The organism is Hyalangium ruber (assembly GCF_034259325.1).
Classification (GTDB): domain Bacteria; phylum Myxococcota; class Myxococcia; order Myxococcales; family Myxococcaceae; genus Hyalangium_A; species Hyalangium_A rubrum.
Map to the genome: position 1 here is coordinate 98012 of NZ_JAXIVS010000020.1, position 20232 is coordinate 118243.

Consider the following 20232-nt stretch of genomic DNA (forward strand, 5'->3'; position numbering starts at 1 on the left):
TTCCACTTTCCGGATCAAGGCTTAGCTTTGCGCCGCCAAGGACTACGGGAGCGTGCGCATGCGGCGGCAGATCTGGGTCATGGTCCTGCTGGGGATGTGGCTGGGCTGTAGCCGTGGCACGATGGAGGAGATACCCCCTCCTGTCCCCGCGCCCCAGCCTGAGACTCCCGCGACGTGTACGCCCACCACCTGCGCCGTGCTGGGCAGAAACTGCGGAGAGGCTCCCGACGGCTGCGGAGGAACGCTCCAGTGCGGCGACTGCTCCCAGCCCCAGGCGTGCGTGCCCACGGCCTGCGCCGAGTACGGGGGCAACGCGTGTGGCCTCATCTCCGATGGCTGCGGGAGGCAGGTGCAATGCGGTACCTGCTCCGGAGACGCGGTGTGCGGCGGCATCGGCATCCCCAACCTGTGCGCCATCCCGCCCCAGCTTGCCTCATGCACCGAGGTTCGGGGAGGCAAGGCGCTGGAGCCCGTGGGAGGAGGCATCCAGGGCCTGCGCCAATGCCAGGGCAACGGGTGGTGCGCGAACAACAGCTACATGGGCGCGCGGCTCGAGGATCTCTGGGGCTTCTCCGAGGACGATGTATGGGCCGTCGGGAGCATGGTGCGCGGCGTCGCCCTGCACTGGAACGGGACAGCCTGGACCCAGGTGGCGCTGCCCTCGCCCTCGGCCCTGCGAGGCGTCTGGGGAGCCTCGCCGAGGGACGTGTGGGCCGTGGGAGCGCAGGGCACGGTGCTCCGGTGGAACGGCACCGAGTGGCGACGCATCCCCGCTCCGACCTCCGAGCACCTGACGGCCGTGTCCGGGACCTCCGCCAACGATGTCTGGCTGGTGGGCCTCGGGGTTGCCCTCCACTGGGACGGAGTGGCGCTGCGCGAGACGCCAGGCTGGACGCCCGTCCAAATCGATCCCAACGAAGAATCCCCTCCGAGCCGGATGAGCGTCTGGGCCCTCTCCGCGACAGACGTGGTGGCCGCGGGAGGGCGCGTCTGCCAGCGCTGGAACGGAGAGACCTGGAGCACGACGGAGTGCGGCCTGCGGCGGGCCACGGATGTGTGGGCCAGTGGTCCCGATGACATCTGGGTCGTGGGGGAATACTTCCAGGGCTTCGACTCCTACTCCGAGCGGGCACACTGGGACGGACAGCAGTGGACCACGGAGTCCTTCTCGAGCTTCCACAACCTCGACTTCGAGCGCTTCCGCTCGCTGTGGGGCTCCGCCCGAGACGATGTCTGGCTCAACGGCACCTGGCACTTCGATGGGCGGAAGTGGAACCGCATCTGCCGAGGCACCGACCTGGGAGCCCTCTGGGGAACATCCTCCGGCCGCCTCTTCGGGGTGAAGGAGGGCCAAGGGCTCACGAGCTTCGACGGACAGGGATGGACCTTCCAGGCAGGGACCCACTTCCTCCACCCCTCCTTCGGCCGGGCGGACTCGGGGAGCGGCTGGGGAATCGGCTCCAGCGGCGCCCTCATCCAGTACGAAGGGCAACGCTGGAGCCGGCGCCCCGGTCCGGACGGAAGCAGCGAGTCCCATACGTTCTACGCTCCCTTCGGCACCTCGCCGGACGATGCCTGGGCCATCTCCAATAGCCGCGCGCTCTTCCGCTGGAACGGCCAGCAGTGGGTCGCCTCCGGGCCGGGTTCCAACATTGGAATCCACATGGGCTGGGCCCTGAGCCCCACGGATGCCTTCGTCGTGGGCGGCGGCTCCCACCGCTGGAGCATGTGGCGCTGGAACGGGCAGACCTGGAACCCGATGGACATCAACCTGGGTCAGGATGAGCTGCTCGAGCTGTGGGGCAGCGGCCCGGATGACGTCTGGGCCGTGGGATGGCGCGCACCGCCGGGAGGAACCTCGTGTGCAGGCTGCGCCGACTCCATCGGTGTCATCTGGCACTGGGATGGCCAGCAGTGGACGCGGGTGTACGAGCAGGCCGGGCACTACTTCAAGCGCGTGTTCGGCACGTCCCGCTCGAACGTCTGGGTGCTGGACTTCCGCAACGGCAGCCCCACCACGGCGTGGGCGCTGCGCTGGAATGGCAGCACCTTCGAGCGCACCGGCGAGTTCAACGACACCTCCTACGTCGAGCACCTCGCCGGCACGGGCCCGGGGGACATGTGGGTCGCGGCGGGGATGACACCGGACTTCCGCACGCGCCTGTACCACTTCGACGGGCAGCGCTGGAGCGAGCAGGATCCCCTGCCCGGGCGCATCCGCGACATGGGCGCCATTCCCGGGCAGGTCACCTTCGCCACGACGGAGGACGGCATCCTCTACGAACGCCGCTTCCAGCCCCAATAGGGCTCAGTCGCGGCGGTAGAGCGTCATGACGCAGGCGCCGCCCAGCCCCAGGTTGTGCTGGAGGGCGACACGCGCGTCCTCCACCTGGCGCTGCTCGGCCTGGCCCCGGAGCTGCCACACCAGCTCGGTACACTGGGCCAGCCCCGTGGCACCCAGCGGGTGGCCCTTGGAGAGCAGCCCGCCCGAGGGGTTGGTGACGAACTTGCCGCCGAAGGTGTTGTCCCCGTCCCAGATGAACTTCTCGGCCTCGCCCTCCTTGCACAGGCCGATCGCCTCGTAGGTGAGCAGCTCGTTGGCGGTGAAGCAGTCGTGCAGCTCCACCACGTCCACATCCTCGGGGCCCACTCCGGCGCGCTCGTAGAGCCCCCGGGCCGCCTTCGCCGACATGTCGTAGCCGATCATCTTGATCATGCTGTCCCCGAAGCTCGAGGGCAGATCGGTCGCCATGGTCTGCGCGGCGATGTACACCGGCCGGTTGATTCCGTGCTTGCGGGCGAACTCGTCCGAGCACAGCACCGCCGCCGCGGCGCCGCAGGTGGGCGGGCAGCACTGGTAACGCGTCAGCGGATCGAAGACCTCTTCCGAGGCGAGGATCTCCTCCACGGTGAGCGGCTGGCTGAAGAGTGCGTAGGGGTTCTTCGAGGCGTGCTTGCGCGCCTTCTCGGCGATCTTCGCGAACGTCTCCCGCTTGGTGCCGTACTTCCAACGGTACTCGCGGCCCGCGCCGCCGAACATCTGCGCCGTGAGGGGCCCCTTGGCGAAGCCCTGGGTGCGGCTCATCACATCCGCGTGCTTCTCGATGGGGTTGGCCCGGTCATCGAACTTCGAGCCCAGGGCGCCCTTCTCCATCTTCTCGAAGCCCAGCGCCAACACGCACTCGGCCAGGCCGCCTTCAATCGCCTGCCGCGCCAGGAACAGCGCGGTAGAGCCCGTGGAGCAGTTGTTGTTGACGTTGATGACGGGGATGCCCGTCATGCCCAGCCCGTACACGGCGCGCTGGCCGCAGGTGCTGTCGCCGTAGACGTAGCCGACGAAGGCCTGCTCGATCTCGTCGTAGCGCACGCCCGCGTCCTGCAGCGCCGCCTGGCCCGCCTTGGCCGCCATCACGTCGTATTCCTCGCTCGCCCCCGGCTTGGCGAACTTGATCATCCCGACACCAGCGACATTGACTCGACGACCCATCGCTCGTCTCCCTTGCTTCCTAGAGGTGCGTCACACCAGGTTCTTGAGGAACCCCAGCCGCTGAGCGACACGGGTGTCGCCATCGACGCGCAGCTTACCCTTCATGTACAGCTCCCTGGCAGACTCGGGAGCCTTGACCAGCGCCAGCAGCTCCTCGTCCGCCAGCGTCAGTGTGGCCGCGGGCTCGGCCACGGTCCCCTGCTTCACCGAGCCCGGGGCGGTACGCAGATCCACCACCCAGGCCCCCTCGGGCGAGGTGAGCTTGAACTGGAGCAGCGCCCCAACTCCCGCCGCTTGATCCGGGCTCTTGGCCAGACGCTCCTGGAGCGCCTGGAAGATGGCGGGAGCGGAGGCCGCGCCCATGTTCGGAGCCTCACCCGCCGGCTTGCTCGATACCGGAGCAGGCGCGGCGGAGGCAGAGGCCTCCTTGGGATCGATCTTCTGGAGGAAGTTGAGCTTCTGCGACGCCATCACGTTGCCGGCGATCTTCAGCTTGCCGCCGAAGTAGAGCTTCTGGGGATCGGCCTTCCCGGAGGTCATCGCCAGGAAGTCGGCATCGGTCAGCTCCAGCGTGCAGTCGGCCTTGCCCACCGCGCCCTGCGTCACGCTGCCCTGCCCGTTCTTGAGATCCAGCGTCCAGGCGCTGTCCGGCTGGGTGAGCTTGAAGAGGTAGACGTGAGCCACCTTGCCCACCAGCTCCGGGTGCTTGTCCACGTGGCTCCGGATGGCGGCGAACACCTGCGCGCTGGCGCTGCCCTGTCCGGACGCGGCGGCGGGCTTGGACTCAGCGGCGGCCTGAGGCGCGGGAGCGGCCTTGGGCAGCTCCGTGTGCAGCTCGATGGCGGCATTGCTGATCACCACCTTGTCGCGCTCGAGCACCCGGCACCGGAAGACGATCCGGGTGGGCGACTCACGCCACATCTCCGTGCGCAGCGTCTCGCCGGGGAACACGGACTCGGCGAAGCGGACCTTGATGCTCTTGAAGAAGCGGGCGTCGCCCTCGCGGAAGGCCTTGAGCACGTGGCGCGCCGCGTGGCCGAAGGTACACAGCCCGTGGAGAATGGGCTTGGGGAAGCCGAACGCGCTGGCGAACGAGGGATCCGCGTGCAGCGGGTTCCAGTCTCCCGACAGCCGATAGAGGAGCGCCTGGTTCTCGTTCGTCTTCTCGGTGATGACCTCGTCCGGCGCGCGCTCCGGCGGCACGTTGATGTCGCTGGAGGGCCCTCGGTCCCCACCCCAGCCGCCAGCGCCGCGCACGAACACCGTCAGCTCGTTGCGGACCAGCTCCTCGCCCGTGTCCGCGTTGAAGGTGCGGATGTCGGTGACGACCAGGGCGTTCTTGCCCTTGTCGAAGATGTCCTTGATGCGCCCCTTGTGGCGCAGCTTCGCGTGCGGAGGCAGCGGCCGCAGCAGCTCCGTGTACTGCTCGCCGTGCAGCACGCGGTCCAGCCCGTAGTTCAACCCGGGGGCCTGCTTGCCCTCGGCCATGAGCTTGAGCACGGAGTTCACCGCGGGGATGACCGCGTAGGTGGGCAGGGGCATGAAGCCCTCGCCGTGGTTCTCGTAGACGTAGCGCAGCTCCTTGGCGTCCAGCGGATCGCGCGCCGCGCCCACACCCAGCGCATACAGGGCCAGGTCCCGCTCGTCATACGCGGACGTGGTGGGCGGGAACTCGTAGCCCAGCGCCGCGTCGACATCGATGAGCTCGTTGCCTCCCCGGCTCTTGGAGCCGAGGTTGTCCATCACCGGCTGCATCGCCGAGGTGACGTCCTCCGGGTAGGTGGCCTTCTCGAAATCGGTGATGCGCTGCCAGGAGCCCTGGACGAGGTCGGGCGTGACGTTGCGCCCCAGCTTGAAGCTCACGCCCTCGGTGCGCTGCCAGCGCAGCTTCGCCATGAAGCCGCCGCCTACCTCGAACAGTCCGCCGTTCTCCTGGCAGCTCTCGTGGGCCAGCACCGCCACCAGGGGGCTGACGTACTCGGGCTTGAGGGCCTCGGTCACCTCCTTGGGGAGGATCGTCTCGGTGAGCCGCGAGCCGGCAATGGGAGCGATGACATTGACGAGGATGTTCTTCTTGCTGCCCTCGGCGGCCAGCGTGCGGGCAAAGCCCACGAGCCCCAGCTTCGCCATGCTGTAGTTGGCCTGGCCGAAGTTGCCGTAGATGCCCGCGGCCGAGGAGGTGAAGAGCACGCGCCCATAACCCGCCTCGCGCATGTGGGGCCAGGCGGCGTGGGTGACGCGGAAGGCGCCAAGCAGGTGGACGCGGTAGATGAGCTCCCAGTCCTGCTCGCTCATCTTGTGGAAGCTGGTGTCGCGCAGGATGCCGGCGTTGTTGATGACGATGTCCACGCGCTTGAAGTGGTCGAGCGCGGCCTGGACGATCTTGGCGCCCTCCTCCACCGAGTCGTAGTTGGCCACCGCCTCGCCGCCGGCCGCCTTGATCTCGGCCACCACCTTGTCGGCAGCCTCCGAGCTCTTGCCCCCGCCCGTGGAAGAGCCTCCGAGATCATTCACCACGACCTTGGCGCCACGGCTGGCAAGCAGCAGCGCGTGGGACCGGCCCAGCCCCTGGCCAGCACCGGTGACGATTGCGACCCTTCCATCGAAGCGAAGCTCGTTGGCCATTGCGTCTCCCGTTGGAACGTCCATGCGTTCTGACAGCGCACTGGCCCAGCGTCAACGGGGGGTTGATTCTGGAATCAGGCGGCGTTCCTCCTTCGCGAATTTCACGCGGAGTGCGGAATCTCTCCCTGTACGCCGACCCATCTCGACGCCTCCAGTGTCACCCGTCAGGGCTCGGAAACGCCCGTAATCAGGCGGCGGGTCCCAGATATCTGGGAGTGAAGCCACACGCAGCCGACTGCGCGGCTGGTCCCAGATATCTGGGAGTGAAGCCACATCCTGGCCGGCTGCACGGCTGGTCCTGGATATCCAGGAGTGGAGGCACACCGCGCTGACTGCACGGCTGGTCCTAGATATCTGGGAGTGAAGGCACATCCTGGCCGGCTGCGCGGCTGGTACCGGTCATCCAGGAGTGGGCGGCTGGTACCGGTCAACCGGGACTGGACGGCTGGCGGCGATTCCTGCTTCGCGCCTTTCTGGCTACGGGGATTCCGAGGTGGGGGGAGGTCTCAGCCCGAGGACCGGGTAGTAGCAGACGCCCTTCCACTCGAAGTCGCCCTCGCCACATGGCGGCTTCGAATCTTCAGGCCGCCCCCAACAGCCTCCGTTGATCGCCACCTCGTGCTTCCGACAAGGGGGCCGTGACTGTCCTGGGAACGGCGTCTTCGGTACCTCGACGCCGACTGCCCCCCGTCGGGGTGCGGGGCTCTCCACGTTGGCGCTGACTGAGCGCGCGTCCTTGGCGAGGCCCGAAGTGCCCGCCTCCTCCATACCTCCCTCGGACGGCACCACCGGCTGCCGCCGCGCCGTCCACCACACAGCGAGAGACACGGCAGCAAGAACGCCTACCGCCACGGCGAGCCTCGGCCTCCGGCCATGCGCGGGCTGCCTCGTGCCCGAGGAGTCAGTACGCGCCAGGGCACCCAGCGCTGAGCGTTGGGTGAAGGGCAGATCCGCCTCGGGTCCCGCCGATTCCGCTGCGTGTTCGAGCGCCTGGGCCAACTCCGCAGCGCTGCCCCGGGCCGAAGGTTCCTCCGAGAGCATCTGGCGGATGAGTCCCGCCAGGTCCGGGGACAGCGCAGCCGAAACCTCGGCCGACCCGGACACGGAACCGGTCGTGGGCACGTCATCCACTTCTGCCTCGGGCGCTCCTCCGGGAGGCGGATAACTGCCAGTCACGAGGCGATAGGCTGTCACGCCCAGCGCGTACACGTCATCCGCAGGGCCCGGCTCATAGGAGAGCCCGCGCTGGCGCCAGTAGCGCCACTGAAAGCGCAGCGCCTCGATGCTGCGGTAGGGAGGCGTTCCGGGAGGCAGCACCTCGCGCGTGAGCGTGCGAGCCCCGAGAAAGTCCCCTGCTCCGAAATCCAGGAGCACCGCCCACGCATCCTCGGGCCGTATCCGCACGTTGGCGCCCTTCACATCCCGATGCACGCCGTCCACTCCATGCGTGGCCTTCAGCGCCCGAGCCACCTGGGCCAGCACCCGCATTACCTGCCGCGAGCTGAGGTTGCGCCCTTCGGCCCAATCATACAGCGGCACGCCCTGCACCCACTCCATGACGAGGAAGGGGAAAGAGCCCGCCGGATGGGCCCACAACCCACAGTCCCGTAGGCGTGGCACATGGGGATGATCGCGGAGGCGCGAGAGCAGTTCCACCTCGCGCTCGAAGCGCGGATCCATCGGGTGCAGGGCCAGCTTCAGTGCGCAAGGCGCGGCACCGCCTGCCCCCATAGGCTCGACGCGGTAGACCGCCCCGAAGGCGCCCTTCCCGCACAGTTCCAGCACTCGCCAGGCCCCTACCTCCGTCCCTGATGGGAGGTTGGAGGGTTCCAGCTCGCAAACGGTCCAGCGTGGCGCCATCGGCTCCTCTCGGAGGTGACACCCTGCCTCCGCTCGACCCAGCCTACCTCAGCGGTAGCCAGGCGCGCACCCACCTCGAACATGGGGCAGAGGAGCTATTGATACACCCGCACTTCGCGGGAGGCGGCATGGCGAGCAACTGCTGCTCCCACGTGTAGCTGGTGCCGACCACGCCCATATGGTCCACGAGGAGCTGGGCGGCGCCGGAAAGGGTGGCTGTGCGCGACCAGTCCCGCTGGAGCTCGCGTGCGAAAGGCCACTGGAACGAGCGCCACACCCGCTCAACCGCTCAAGAGCGCCGCACGCGCCGACTCGAATTCTTCGTACAAACAGTCCCTGGGAATCCCCGCCTCCCCCAGGTGACGCGCCGCCGGAGCGTTCACCCACCACACCGTGCGCCCCATGCGCGCGTGGAACCGCGCGAAGAGCGGATGCAGCAACGTGCCCATCCCCTCCGAGTTGGAGAGATCCATCAGGACCGGCTCGCCTGGGCCCACCGAGTCGAAGAGCGATTGGAGCGCCTCCAGATGGTACGAGGACAGCCCTCCGAAGAGCCGGATGCGCCGGGGCGTCTCCTCGAACACCTTCACGGGCAATTCCGAACTGACATACCCGAATACCTGCTCCAGGTACTCCACGGTGGCTGGCACCTGGGCCACATCCATGGCCAGCCGGAACAGCGCCATCACGAAACCGTGCTGCCGGGGGGAGCTGTCCGGACTGGGGCTCCAGGCGAAGAACCGGTGGTTGCCCCGCGCTTCCTGGACGAGGCACTCCAGGGAGATTCCATCCAGGCCCAGCGATGACACATCCGGAATGCCCAGCGGGTCCAGGGCGGTGACTTCCTCGAGGAACTGGAGTCCCCTCGCGTTGGGAACATCCACGGTCTCCGCAGTCGAAGGTCCGCAGGCGATGGACACGGCACTGCCTGCCGGGCCGAAGGTCGCGAGGATGTGGCCCTTGTCGTCAAAGGAGGGGGAAAGGCGGACGCAATAGCCCGTCATCCCCGAGCCGGGACGAGGAAGCCTCACCCGGGGCCTGTCCTCTCCTCGAGACCGCACATCCACCGTGAAGCCGCGCGCCTCTGCCTCCTTGCGAAGCTCCCGTGCCGCAGGCTCGGACAGGCCGTCGAGCTTCCACTCCGCCCCTCTTCCAAGCTGCTGGCGCACCTCGGAGATGGACTCCTGACGGAAGCTGGGAATGAACTGCTTCAGGAGGGCAGCCTCCTTCAGGGAGGCGGTTCCCCCAGCCCAGCGAATGATGAGGCGCCAGCCTGAGGCAAAGGGCAACCCGAAGGCCGAGTCGGCGTCAGGCGCCAGCATCACGTAGTCACACGAGAGGCAGGGGAAGGAGACGCTTACCGTGGGAGACCCCCACTCCATCCAGGCCTCTCCGAAGAGGCCTCCACAGCGGGGACATCTCGACTCTTCCGTTGGCTTCTCCATGCTTGAGGATCCGGAGTGACTACCAGAGCCGATCCGTGAAGAGGCAGTGGATGAGCTGGGCGCGACCCAAATCCAGGTTTCCAACTTGGATGTCTGGTACTGGCGTGAAGAGAAGCTCGTTGGACAGCCTTGAGGTCCCCAACACGGCCTGTGCGAGCGAACTCAATCGAGCCTCCAATGATTGATATTCGGGTGGAAGTGGCGCATGCCAGAGCCGCTGTTCAACGACGTGTTTGCTTTCGATTCGTTGGAAGGACGCGTAGATATGGTGAACAGGCGCCAGGATGCTGACGAGAAGTACCACGGCTTTTTGCTCGGGCGCACCCACGGGGGAGTCCGCGAGCGAAACTCGAACACAGCGGCAGGGATCGTAAAGCAGAGAGGGGAGTTCCCAGACGCTACATCCGGGCAGCTCCTCATGGATGCGTTGGAGGAGCGTATTCCATGCGCTGCTCTCCTCTTGGGCTGCTTTCCTGAGTTCGCGCAGTCTTAGCGCTTCTGCCTGTGAGTCGTAACGTGCGTCCGTGGTGTGAACATTCCTAGGGTAGAAGTGGTGGATCAGGTCCAGCAGGCGGGTGGCAGTGAGCGACGTACTCATGGAATCGTCTCCCCTGGCATTACCTGTTGCCAATGGTGGCGCAGGCCCCCAACACGAGGGAGGCGACCATGAGAGCGACTGTTCTCAGCATGCGCTTCCAGTGAGTCATGACGCTGGGATGGCCAGTTCCCCGAGGCGAGTGCCGCCCCAGCATATCTCTCCCGAATCGCTTCCCGAATCCTGGATGCACATGGCGGAGAGGTATGCTCACGGCCCATGAACCTCGACCGCGCACTCCTGAAGCGCACGTGGATCGCCGGGTGTGCCCTGGCCCTGGTGAGCCTGTCGAGCCTGGCCGCACCGCCCCTCGAGGCGCGCACGGTGCGCTTCGCGGGCACGGACTTCCATGTCGTCACCGTGGACCTCGATCGCGCCTCGCTGCGGCTGCTCCGCCAGGATGACAAGGGCCAGGAGCTGAAGACCTTCGCGGCGCTGGAGGCCTGGCTCGCGCGGCGAGGCGAGCGTCTCCTGGCCGCCACCAACGCAGGCATCTTCGAGCCAGGCGAGGTGCCAACCGGCCTCTTCATCCAGGAGGGCCGCGAGCTGGCGCCGCTCAACCTTCGAGACGGCAAGGGCAACTTCTACTGGAAGCCCAACGGCGTCTTCCTGCTCGGCCCACAGGGCGCGGCGGTGCTCGAGGCCTCGCGCTTTCGGCCCGAGAGCGGAGCGAAACAGGCGACGCAGTCCGGACCGCTGCTGCTCGCGGAGGGCAAGGTGCATCCGGGCTTCGCCAGCTCGAAGGGCCTGGCCACCCGGAGCGGCGTGGGCGTGGATGCCCGCTCCCCCCGCCGTGTGTACCTCGTCCTGTCCCAAGAGCCGGTACGGCTGGCGACGTTCGCCGCGCTCTTCCAGACTCAGCTCGGATGCACCGACGCGCTCTACATGGACGGCAACATCTCCCGGCTGTATCCGCCCGCGCTCCAGGGAGGAGTCACGGATACGGGCGGAGCGTTCAGCGGGTTCCTCGCCGTCGTCGAGAAGAAGTAGCGTCCGTCTCCCACGCCTCGGGCCGCACCGCGTGGTGCTCCTCCACCCACCGCCGGGCCTCCGCGAGCGTGGTCTTCAAGCGCGCCTCAGGGCCGGCGGTCAGGCAACGGCCATTCACCACGCGCGAGCCGAAGTGGTAGCGCACGAAGTGGAGCGGCTTCGGGGCGTACTGGACCACCTCAATCCGTTCGAGTGGAAGCTGCCGGGCCGTGAGCCGCACCCGCGCACGCACGACGGGGCGGAGCTTTCGGTAGGCCTCGACCAGCTCGAAGAAGTGCTCCGCCGCGGCCTGCTCGTCCTTCGTATGGCTCGTGATGGCATGAGCCCACCCCAGCGAGAGCGACCAGGACCGGTACCTGTAGCGCAGCCAGGTACTGAAGTGAGAGGTCATCTCGGGAACGTCCTCGTGAATCGCATGCACCGCCAGCCCAGCGTAATAGCCGTAGACCATGTTCTCGAGCTGCCCGAGGCGTGAGAAGAACATGCTGGGGCGGAGCCGCACCTGCTCCAACCAGTCGAAGATGTGACGCAACTGGGGCGGGGGGTACGTCTTGGGCATCGCTCCTCCGGACATGCGCTTCGGCAGCGGATTATATTTTCGGCGTGCCTGGCACCCTACGCCTTCGCGCACGCAAGGATCGACCTCATGCCCTCCAGCCACTTCTTCGTTCGCCTTGTCGCCCATCGTCCCAACTTCGCGATGTCCATGACCGCTGACGAGCAGGCCGCGATGCGCGCGCATACCGAGTTCCTCCTGGGCCAGCTCACGGCCGGCAAGCTCGTCGTGGCGGGCCCGGTGATGGACCCCACGGGCGTCTTCGGAATGGGCGTGTTCGAGGCGGAGTCGATCGACGAGGTCCGCCGCCTCCTGGAGAGCGATCCCGCCAAGGCGATTGGGCGCCACGAGGTCTCTCCCATGGGGCCGACCATCGCCCGCTCCGCGCGTCCCTCGGGCTCCTGAGCCAGGTGAAGTGAACCCTTCCTCCCCTTCACAGGCGAACCCCATGCCCGATACCTCCAGACGCTTCGCGCCCCCCGGTCCCCTCGGCTTCGGGGGTGCCCCGCTGGGCAACATGTTCAACCGCGTCGATGACGCGACGGCCGAGGGCGCCCTGCTCGGGGCCTGGGAGTCCGGCATCCGGTACTTCGACACGGCGCCCATGTACGGGGCGGGCCTGTCCGAGCACCGCTTCGGCCACGCGCTCCGCCGCTTCAAGCGCGATGAGTACGTGCTCTCCACCAAGGTCGGCCGCATGTTGACCCCCGACCCGAAAGCGCCCGAGAACCTGGGGCCCTTCATCGGAGTGCTCCCCTTCCGGGATAGCTTCGACTACTCCGCCGACGGCACGCGCCGCTCCATCGAGGACAGCCTGCAGCGCCTGGGCATGGGGCGAATCGACATCGCCTACATCCATGACATCGCCGAGGACCACCACGGCCCGATCTGGAAGGAGGTCTTCGCCACCGCCATGCAAGGGGCGGCGAAGGCGCTCACCCGGCTGCGCGAGGAGGGCGTCATCCGCGCCTGGGGGCTGGGGGTGAACCGGGTGGAAGCCTGCCAGAAGGCGCTGGAGGAGTCGGACCCCGACGTGTTCCTGCTCGCCGGGCGCTACAGCCTGCTGGACCTCTCGGCGCTGGACACGCTGTTCCCTGCCTGCGCCGCGCGGGGCGTGAAAGTGGTCGTGGGAGGGCCCTTCAACTCCGGCCTGCTCGCTGGGGGGAAAACCTTCGAGTACGCGGAGGCCCCCGCTGAGCAGGTGGCCGCGCGCGACCGCATCGCCGCCGTGTGCCAGCAGCATGGCGTGGACATCAAGGCGGCGGCCCTGCAGTTCTGCGCCGCGCACCCCGTGGTGGCCTCGGTCATTCCCGGCGCCAAGAGCGCCGAGCGGGTGCGCCAGAACATGGAGTTGATGCGTCAGCCCATCCCCGCCGCGTTCTGGCAGGCGCTGAAGCAGCAGGGAATCCTGCCCGCGCACGCCCCGACTCCGGAGAAGTGAGCGCCTGGAGGGCCTGCCTCACCCGATGAACTGGGACAGGGGCTTCATCCAGACGACGACGGCCGCCGCCCCGGCGTCGGGAACACCGAGGGCGCGCTCGCCGAGATAGCTGGCGCGCCCCAGCCGAGGCTTCATCCGCGTGGTGGCCTCGGCGCCCTTCTCCGCCTCCAGGACGCTGGCCTCCCAGGCCTGGGCGGGCGACTGGCCGCTCTTGAGGGCTCGCGCGAACATGTCCGCGGCCGGATGCAGGGCATCGAGCATCGTCCGGTCTCCGGGCCGGGCGCCGCCGAGCTCCGCCACGGCCTCGACAGCGACCCGGAAGGCCTCGGCCCAGGCCATGGCATTCGGCGTCTCGTCCGCCAGGTGACGGGCGGCGCGCAGCAACGCGGTGGCGTAGAAGGGCCCCGAGCTCCCGCCAATGCTGCGGCGCAGGGCATTGCCGATCGCCGTCAGGGCCCGGTGGGGACTGCTCCAAGAGGACTCGGGCAGGGCACGCAGGGCCGCGGCACCGCGCGCCAGGCTGATGCCGAGATCGCCATCCCCCGCCGCGCTGTCGAGCTCGGTCAAGCGCGTCTCGGCCGCCTCGAACGCGTCGGCGACCGCCAGGACGGCTTGTTTGAAGCGAACCATCCCAGGGTGCTCGGGGTGAGCCTCCACGGCGGCCGGCTGCGCGGGTGCCCGGGGCGAGACTCGACGTACGGGAGCGAGCTTGCCGTTGCGCGGCCAGGCGGGTGCGGAGGTCTCCGCGTCGAGCTGGCGCAGCCGCGCGTCATCCACCTTCAACAGGGTCAGCGAGCAGCCCGGCATCTCCAGGGCCGTCAGGAACGAGCCGCTCCAGGCCCGCTCCACGAGGACCTCCCGCTCGCGCAGCACGGCCAGGGCGCGGCGGGCGACGATCGCCAGCTCCATGGGCGGAGTGCCTCCCAGCCCATTGACCAGCAAGGCCACGCGGTCCCCGGCGCCAATGCGTCGATCCTCGAGGATGGTCGCCAGCAGGGTGTCCACCAGCGCGTCGGCCGGCTGCAGCGGCACGCGCCGCACGCCCTGCTCGCCATGGATGCCCAGCCCCAGCTCCATCTCCCCCGGGTCGAGCGTGAAGCCCGGCCGACCCGCCGCGGGCACGGTGCAGGGGCCCAGCGCGACGCCCATGGTGCCCAGCTCGGCGGCGGTGGCGGCAGCCTCTCGTGCCACCTCCGCGAGCGAGGCGCCCAAGGCAGCGGCGGCGCCAGCCACCTTGTGTACCAGGACCGTCCCGGCGATTCCCCGGCGGCGCGCGGGCTCGACGGTGTCTCGCAGGGCAACATCGTCGGCGACGACGACCACCTCCGTGGGGATGCCCTCGGCGCGCGCCAGCTCGGCGGCGAGGCCGAAGTTCAGCCGGTCCCCGGTGTAGTTCTTCACGACCAGGAGCGCGCCAGCCGGCCCCGCGACCGCGCGAATCGCGGCCAGGACGGCGTCGGTGCTGGGCGAGGTGAACACGTCCCCGGCGACCGCCGCGTGCAGCATGCCGGGGCCCACATAGCCCGCGTGCGCCGGTTCGTGTCCACTGCCGCCGCCGGAGATGACCGCGACCTCGCGCCGATGGACCTCGGCGGGGATGTCGGAGCGGACCACCACGGACTCGCCCTCCAGCAGCGCCTGCTCTGGAGAGAGCGAGACCAGACCCTCGAGCATCTCCCCCACGACGGCGCGGGGGGCATTGACGAGCTTCTTCATGCGCTCACGGTGGCCGCACGGCCCAAGCCCCGTCAAGCACGGCACGGCCAGCACCCGAGCGCCCCCGAGAGGCGGGGCCCAGAGTCCCCATCCCCCAGGCTCAGGGCGAGCGGCGCCTGGGGTGCGCAGTCCCCAGGCATTCGAGTCATTTCGCATACTTGGCGCTGGCCACCCGCTTGCTCTTCCCAGGGCAACCAGGAGGTCACCATGCGAATCGAGAGCGCGGGGCAGACGCACATCGGGCGTCGGACTCAGAACGAGGATGCGTACAGCATGCGGCCGGAGTTGGGACTGTTCGTGGTCGCGGACGGGCTTGGCGGGCAGGAAGGCGGAGAGGTCGCCAGCCAGTGCGTCGTGGAAGCCTTCACCGAGTTCCGCGAGCGGCTGGCGCGAGACGCCGAGGCGACGTGGCCGCACAAGCCAAGCCCCCGGCGCAGCCCGGAGGAGCGGCTGCTCGTGGCCTGCACGGAGCTGGCGCAGCGCGCGGTGGTCTCCCGCCGCGTGGGGCCCTTGCGGGAGATGGGCTCCACGGTGGTGGCGCTCGCCCTGGGGCCCCACGGCGCGGCGGTGGCGCACGTGGGGGACAGCCGCCTCTACCGGCTGCGAGACGGGCGGCTGGAGGCGCTCACGCGGGACCACTCCATCACGGAGGAGATGCGCGCGGCCGGAATGGAGCCGCCACCTCGGGGGCAGAGCACCTTCGGCCACATCATCACCCGGGCCCTGGGCACGGAGCGCGCGGAGCCCACGGTGCAGCGGCTGGAACTCCAGCCCGGGGATGTGTACCTGCTGTGCTCGGACGGCCTGTACGAGCCGCTGGGGGCGGAGGGGCTCGCCGCGCGGATGGCACAGGGCAGCGTCACCGAGGCTTGCGAGTCCCTGGTTTCCGGTGCCTACGATGCCGGGGGCCGTGACAACATCACCGCCGTGGTGCTGCGTGTCACTGCCGCGTGAAGGGACGGACCCCAGGTGATTTCAGTCAAGGAACTGCGAGCGCTCGGCGCATCTCTGTCGGAGGAGAAGTTCCGCCACCAGCTGGGGCCCTTCGCGCTCGTGCAGCGCCCCGTGCGCCCGGGAGAGACCGAGGAGCTGGCCACCACGCACACGGCCAGCCCGGGGACGATCGAGCAGGGGATGCTCTCGCTCATCTTCGAGTTCGAGAACCTGTTGGTGGCGACGCTGCCGCCGCTGGGGGAGACGGACTCGCTGATGATCGGTCGGCTGCCGGACTGCGAGCTGGTGCTCGAGGACGGCTCGGTGTCCAAGCAGCACGCGGTGCTGCACTGGAACCAGGCCGAGGGCGTCTGCACGCTCAAGGATCTGGGCTCGCGCAACGGCACGTTCGTGAACGGGGTGATCATCATGAAGCGCGAGAAGGCGCTGCGTGACGGAGACATCCTGAGCTTCGGCAACGTGCCGTTCTGGTTCCTGCTGACGAAGACGCTCTACGCGCGGCTCCAGAAGCTGCCGGGTGGCCCGGGCTCGCACGGCGGCTGAGCGCCCGGGCTACTCTGCCCGGAGCGTGACGGCCGGCGGCACGCGCGTGGCCCGCCGTGCTGGCAACCAGCTGGCGAGCACCGCCACCGCGAGCAGCCCCGCCACCACGCAGGCGAAGGTGAGGGGGTCGTGCGCGCGCACCCCATAGAGCACGCTCTCCATGAGCCGCGCGAGCGCGAGCGCACCGGCCAGGCCCAGTGCGACGCCCGCCCCCACCAGCCGCAGGCCTCCGCCCATCACCATCCGCAGCACATCCCCGGGCGTGGCGCCGAGCGCCAGCCGGACGCCAATCTCCCGGCGCCGCTGGCTCACGGTGTACGCGAGCACCCCGTAGATGCCCACCGCGCCGAGCAGGAGCCCGAGCGCCGCGAACAGGCCCATCAGCACGGCGAGGAGCCTCGGGCGTGCCACTCCCTCGCGCATCACCTGCTCCAGGGTGGTGACGCGGTTGATGGTCTGGTTCGGGTCCACGCTCCACACCGCCTTCTGCACATCGGCCGCCACCCGCATCGGGTCGCCACGGCCGCGCACCATCAGGTTCACGCTGGAGCGGCTGTTCTGGAGCACGTGGACGTAGAGCATCGGCTCGACGGGCTCGGAGGGGCCTGCCTGCCGGGTGTCTCCCACCACGCCGACGATGGTCACCGGATCGCCGCCGAGCGTGAGCGTCTGCTCGACCGGGTCGCCCTCCAGTCCGTAGCGGCGCACGAACGCCTCGTTGACCACCACCACGAACCGGGACTGCTTGCCCTCCCGGTCATCGTCGGTGAAGTCGCGGCCGGCCTTCACGGGGATGTGCAGGGTGCGGAAGTAGTCGCGGCTGATGTGCTGGATGTTGACGCGCATCAGCTCGTCGGGCTTGCCGGGCACGGCCAGGCGGATCATCTCCACATCGGACTGCCCGGGCAGCGTCTTGGCGGCGCCGACCGACTCCACGCCGGGCAGCGCGCGCACCGCCTCGAGCACCCGCTGGTAGTACGCCGTCCGCTCATTGTCGTGCGCGGAGCCGATGCTGAAGTGGACGACGGAGACGCCCTGTGGGTCGAAGCCCATGTCCGTGGACAGCAGGTGCGAAAGGCTGCGCGCCGCGAGCCCCGCCCCGCTGGCGAGCACCACCGCGAGCGCCACCTCCACCACCACCAACCCACCCCGCAGGCGCCGCCCGCCACCCGCTCCCTGGCCCGGAGAAGCGCCCTTGAGCAAGGGTTGCAGTGACGGCGACGACGCCCGGAGCGCGGGCAGCAGCCCGAACAGCACCCCGGTGGCAGCAGACAGGCCCAGCGTGAACGCGAGCACCGCGCCGTCCAGCCGCACCTCGCTCGCGCGAGGCAGCCGCCCGGCCGCCAGCTGCACCAGCCCCTCGGCTCCGAGCACCGCGACGACGAGGCCCAGCAGCCCGCCAGCGACGGCAAGCAGGAGGCTCTCGGTGAGCAACTGGCGCATGAGCCGCCCGGGAGAGGCCCCCAGCGCCGTGCGGACCGCCAGCTCCTGCGCGCGCACCGTGCCGCGCGCCAGCAGCAGGTTGGCGAGGTTGGCGCAGGCGATGAGCAGGATGAAGGCCACCGCGCCCAGCAGCACCAGCAGGCTCGTCTTCACCTCCCCCACCATCGCCTCGTGCAGAGGCACGACGGTGGCGCCGACGAAGCGTGCGTTGGAGGCGGGGTGCTCGGCCTCGAGCGCGCGAGACACGCCCTCGAGCTCCGCGCGGGCCGAGTCCACCGTCACCCCGGGCTTGAGCCGGCCCACGCCCATCAACCAGCGAGACCCACGCTGCTGCCACGGCACACTGTCCTGCGTGAGCCAGGCCACGGGCAGCCACACCTCTGTCGCGGGCGACGGGAAGTCGAAGCCGCGAGGCATGACGCCCAGCACCGTGTGGGGCTTGCCCTCGAGCGTGACGGAGCGGCCCACCACGTCCTGCGCGCCGCCGAAGCGCCGCTGCCACAGCCCATGGCTGAGCACCACCACGTCCGCCTGTCCGGGCACGTGGTCCTGGGCCTGGAACGGCCGCCCGAGCAGGGGGGCGCTGCCGAGCGTCTGGAAGAAGCCGTCCGAGACGTAGGCGGCCGACAGGCGCTGGGGCTCGCCATCGCCGAGCAGGTCCACGCCAGTCCGGCCCTCGGCGTAGAAGTAGGCGCCAGCGGACTCCAGGGACTTCGACTGGGTGCGCCAGTCCTCGAAGTCCGGGAAGGAGAAGACGCCCCGGGGCGTCTCGGGCGCCCGCTGCCACAACTGCACCAGGCGCTCGGGCGCGGGGTACGGCAGCTCGCGCAGGAGCACCCCGCGCACCACGCCGAAGATGGCCGTGTTGGCGCCGATGCCCAGCGCCAGCGTCAGCACCGCCACCAGCGTGAAGCCCGGCGTGCGCAGCAGGCCACGCACCCCATACCGCACGTCCTGCACCAGCGCGCCCCATCGCCTTGCCCGGCCCACTTCCTGCTCCCTTCGGCGGCTCAGCTCCACGCAGGTGTCGCGGTAGTTGGCCACATCCCCGAAGCGCCGCAGCGCCTCCTGGCGCGCAGCTTCCGGCGTCATCCCGCTCTTCACGAGCCGCTCCACGCTCAGCTCGAGGTGGAAGCGCATCTCCTCGTCCACGTCCTGCTCGGGAGCGGGAGGCCGCACCGCCAGGCGCAACAAGCGCCGGAACGGCCACGGGAGCGCGCGTCGAGAATCACCTTCGGCCATGGCTCACCCCCGCGCTCAAGCCGAGCGAAGGACGCGCGTGACGGCGTCCGAGTAGGCCAGCCAGTGCTGGGTGCCGGCGCGAAGCTGCGCGCGGCCCTCCCCCGTCAGCCGGTAGAACTTGGCGCGCCGGTTGTTCTCCGACACGCCCCACTCGGCCTCGAGCCAGCCGCGCCGCTCCAACCGGTGCAGCGCGGGGTAGAGCGCGCCCTCGTCCACCTTGAGCGCCTCGCCGCTGTGCATGCGAATGAGCTCGGCGACGCCATAGCCATGCTGGGGCCCCCACGAGACGGCCTTGAGCACCAGCACATCCAGCGTGCCCTGCAACAGCTCCAGCGACGTGTCACCCATGAAGCTCTCCCCTAGACGGCTTAGGGGAGAATGCCGGGCTTCCCCTAAGACGTCAAGGGGAGCAGCCGCAACCGCACTGTTCGCCCGAGCCCGCGCTCAGGTCAGAGGTTGCGGATGAAGCTGGTGATCAAGTCGGCGCAGACCTGCGGCGCTTCGTGCTGCGGGCCATGCCCCATCTGCGGGAACACCATCAGATGTACGGCCTGGGTCTGCGGCGTCACGTCGAACCAGTTCTCGACCGGGAAGACGATCTCCTTATCGCCGGAGATGACCAGAGAGGGAATGCGGGTCGTCTTGAGGAAGTCGAGATAGCCGTTGTCATCGACGAAGATGTCGTCGCCCTGGGTCTCGGCCAGGAGCTTCATGACGGTGGCGATGGGAATCGCCGGGCTGACATCCGTGGTGCGCGCGGCGATCCGGCGGTGCGAAGCCAGCGCGGCGTCGCGGGACTTCTGCGAGTCGGGGTGGAAGAACAGGACGATCTCGTCATCCAGGTCGTTCACGGGCTTCAGGGCGCGCTCATAGAAGACGGGCTTCGCCCCCAGGCGCACCTTGCCCGGCGGGGTGGTGCCAATCAGCACGTTCGCGAGGATGCGTTGCGGATGCAGGCGCGTCACCACCTGCGACGCGATTCCGCCCAGCGACCAGCCGCCGATGACGAAGCGCTCGAGGCCCAGCGCGTCGGCCAGATCGACCGCGTCCTGCGCCATCTTCGTGCGCACATAGCTGGGCTGGCCGGTCGACAGGCCGAGGCCGGAGTAGTCGAAGGTGATGACGCGGTGGTGGACCGCCAGCGCATCGAGAAAGGCGGGGTCCCACGAGTCGAGGATGCCGCGAAACCGCAGGCACAGGATGAGGGGCACGCCCTTGCCGATGTCGCGATAGGCGAGGCGGCGGCCCTTCACCTCGACGAAGCGGGTGGGCGTGTTGACGGCGGTGGAAACGGTGGCAGGCGCATCCATGGTCAGGCTCCTCTCAGGGGAACGC

General features: G+C 69.1%; 16 protein-coding genes. 6 read left to right on the forward strand and 10 right to left on the reverse strand.

Annotation, left to right across the window (positions count from 1 at the left end):
* The first annotated feature begins 58 nt into the window (after window positions 1-58).
* Window positions 59-2305, forward strand: a complete 2247-nt coding sequence (locus SYV04_RS39160) for a WD40/YVTN/BNR-like repeat-containing protein (protein WP_321551184.1) — start codon at window positions 59-61, stop codon at window positions 2303-2305.
* A gap of 3 nt (window positions 2306-2308) precedes the next feature.
* Here SYV04_RS39160 and SYV04_RS39165 read toward each other — a convergent pair whose 3' ends face one another.
* The 5 genes from SYV04_RS39165 to SYV04_RS39185 all read right to left on the reverse strand — a co-directional run bounded on the left by SYV04_RS39165 (window position 2309) and on the right by SYV04_RS39185 (window position 10015).
* On the reverse strand, window positions 2309-3487 hold the full coding sequence (locus SYV04_RS39165; protein WP_321551185.1) for a lipid-transfer protein: 1179 nt from the start codon (window positions 3485-3487) through the stop codon (window positions 2309-2311).
* Window positions 3488-3517: 30 nt separating this feature from the next.
* The gene (locus SYV04_RS39170) at window positions 3518-6112 is read right to left on the reverse strand and encodes a peroxisomal multifunctional enzyme type 2 (protein ID WP_321551186.1); all 2595 of its coding nucleotides are present in this window, start codon (window positions 6110-6112) and stop codon (window positions 3518-3520) included.
* 477 nt (window positions 6113-6589) lie between these two features.
* A complete protein-coding gene (locus tag SYV04_RS39175; protein WP_422724020.1) occupies window positions 6590-7972 on the reverse strand; it encodes a serine/threonine-protein kinase in 1383 nt (460 codons plus the stop codon).
* Between the two features lie 281 nt (window positions 7973-8253).
* A complete protein-coding gene (locus SYV04_RS39180) occupies window positions 8254-9354 on the reverse strand; it encodes a hypothetical protein (RefSeq protein WP_321551188.1) in 1101 nt (366 codons plus the stop codon).
* Between the two features lie 82 nt (window positions 9355-9436).
* Window positions 9437-10015, reverse strand: a complete 579-nt coding sequence (locus SYV04_RS39185; RefSeq protein ID WP_321551189.1) for a hypothetical protein — start codon at window positions 10013-10015, stop codon at window positions 9437-9439.
* Window positions 10016-10231: 216 nt separating this feature from the next.
* Between SYV04_RS39185 and SYV04_RS39190 the strand changes: the two genes are divergently transcribed.
* Window positions 10232-11002: a phosphodiester glycosidase family protein gene (locus tag SYV04_RS39190; protein WP_321551190.1), complete on the forward strand. Its 771-nt coding sequence runs from the start codon at window positions 10232-10234 to the stop codon at window positions 11000-11002.
* Here the strand turns inward: SYV04_RS39190 and SYV04_RS39195 are convergent.
* Window positions 10968-11561, reverse strand: coding sequence for a hypothetical protein (locus tag SYV04_RS39195; protein ID WP_321551191.1), 594 nt, complete (start codon window positions 11559-11561; stop codon window positions 10968-10970). The two genes, SYV04_RS39190 and SYV04_RS39195, sit on opposite strands and share 35 nt — an antisense overlap.
* 87 nt (window positions 11562-11648) lie before the next feature.
* Between SYV04_RS39195 and SYV04_RS39200 the strand changes: the two genes are divergently transcribed.
* Together SYV04_RS39200 and SYV04_RS39205 are read left to right on the forward strand one after the other, a co-directional pair.
* Window positions 11649-11963 (forward strand): YciI family protein, encoded by a 315-nt coding sequence (locus SYV04_RS39200; protein ID WP_321551192.1) that lies wholly within the window; start codon window positions 11649-11651, stop codon window positions 11961-11963.
* Between the two features lie 43 nt (window positions 11964-12006).
* Window positions 12007-12999: an aldo/keto reductase gene (locus SYV04_RS39205; RefSeq protein ID WP_321551193.1), complete on the forward strand. Its 993-nt coding sequence runs from the start codon at window positions 12007-12009 to the stop codon at window positions 12997-12999.
* 18 nt (window positions 13000-13017) lie between these two features.
* Here the strand turns inward: SYV04_RS39205 and dhaL are convergent, their stop codons facing one another.
* Window positions 13018-14715 (reverse strand): dihydroxyacetone kinase subunit DhaL, encoded by a 1698-nt coding sequence (gene dhaL, locus SYV04_RS39210; protein ID WP_321551194.1) that lies wholly within the window; start codon window positions 14713-14715, stop codon window positions 13018-13020.
* A 207-nt stretch (window positions 14716-14922) separates the two neighbouring features.
* Here dhaL and SYV04_RS39215 point away from each other — a divergent pair, with 207 nt between their 5' ends.
* Both SYV04_RS39215 and SYV04_RS39220 read left to right on the forward strand, forming a co-directional pair.
* On the forward strand, window positions 14923-15669 hold the full coding sequence (locus SYV04_RS39215) for a PP2C family protein-serine/threonine phosphatase (protein ID WP_321551195.1): 747 nt from the start codon (window positions 14923-14925) through the stop codon (window positions 15667-15669).
* Window positions 15670-15684: 15 nt separating this feature from the next.
* On the forward strand, window positions 15685-16212 hold the full coding sequence (locus SYV04_RS39220; protein WP_321551196.1) for an FHA domain-containing protein: 528 nt from the start codon (window positions 15685-15687) through the stop codon (window positions 16210-16212).
* A gap of 9 nt (window positions 16213-16221) precedes the next feature.
* Here SYV04_RS39220 and SYV04_RS39225 read toward each other — a convergent pair whose 3' ends face one another.
* From SYV04_RS39225 to SYV04_RS39235, 3 genes are all read right to left on the reverse strand, one after another.
* Window positions 16222-18897: an ABC transporter permease gene (locus SYV04_RS39225; protein WP_321551197.1), complete on the reverse strand. Its 2676-nt coding sequence runs from the start codon at window positions 18895-18897 to the stop codon at window positions 16222-16224.
* A 15-nt stretch (window positions 18898-18912) separates the two neighbouring features.
* Window positions 18913-19245, reverse strand: coding sequence for a PadR family transcriptional regulator (locus SYV04_RS39230; protein ID WP_321551198.1), 333 nt, complete (start codon window positions 19243-19245; stop codon window positions 18913-18915).
* A gap of 101 nt (window positions 19246-19346) precedes the next feature.
* The gene (locus tag SYV04_RS39235; protein ID WP_321551199.1) at window positions 19347-20207 is read right to left on the reverse strand and encodes an alpha/beta fold hydrolase; all 861 of its coding nucleotides are present in this window, start codon (window positions 20205-20207) and stop codon (window positions 19347-19349) included.
* Between the last annotated feature and the right edge of the window lie 25 nt (window positions 20208-20232).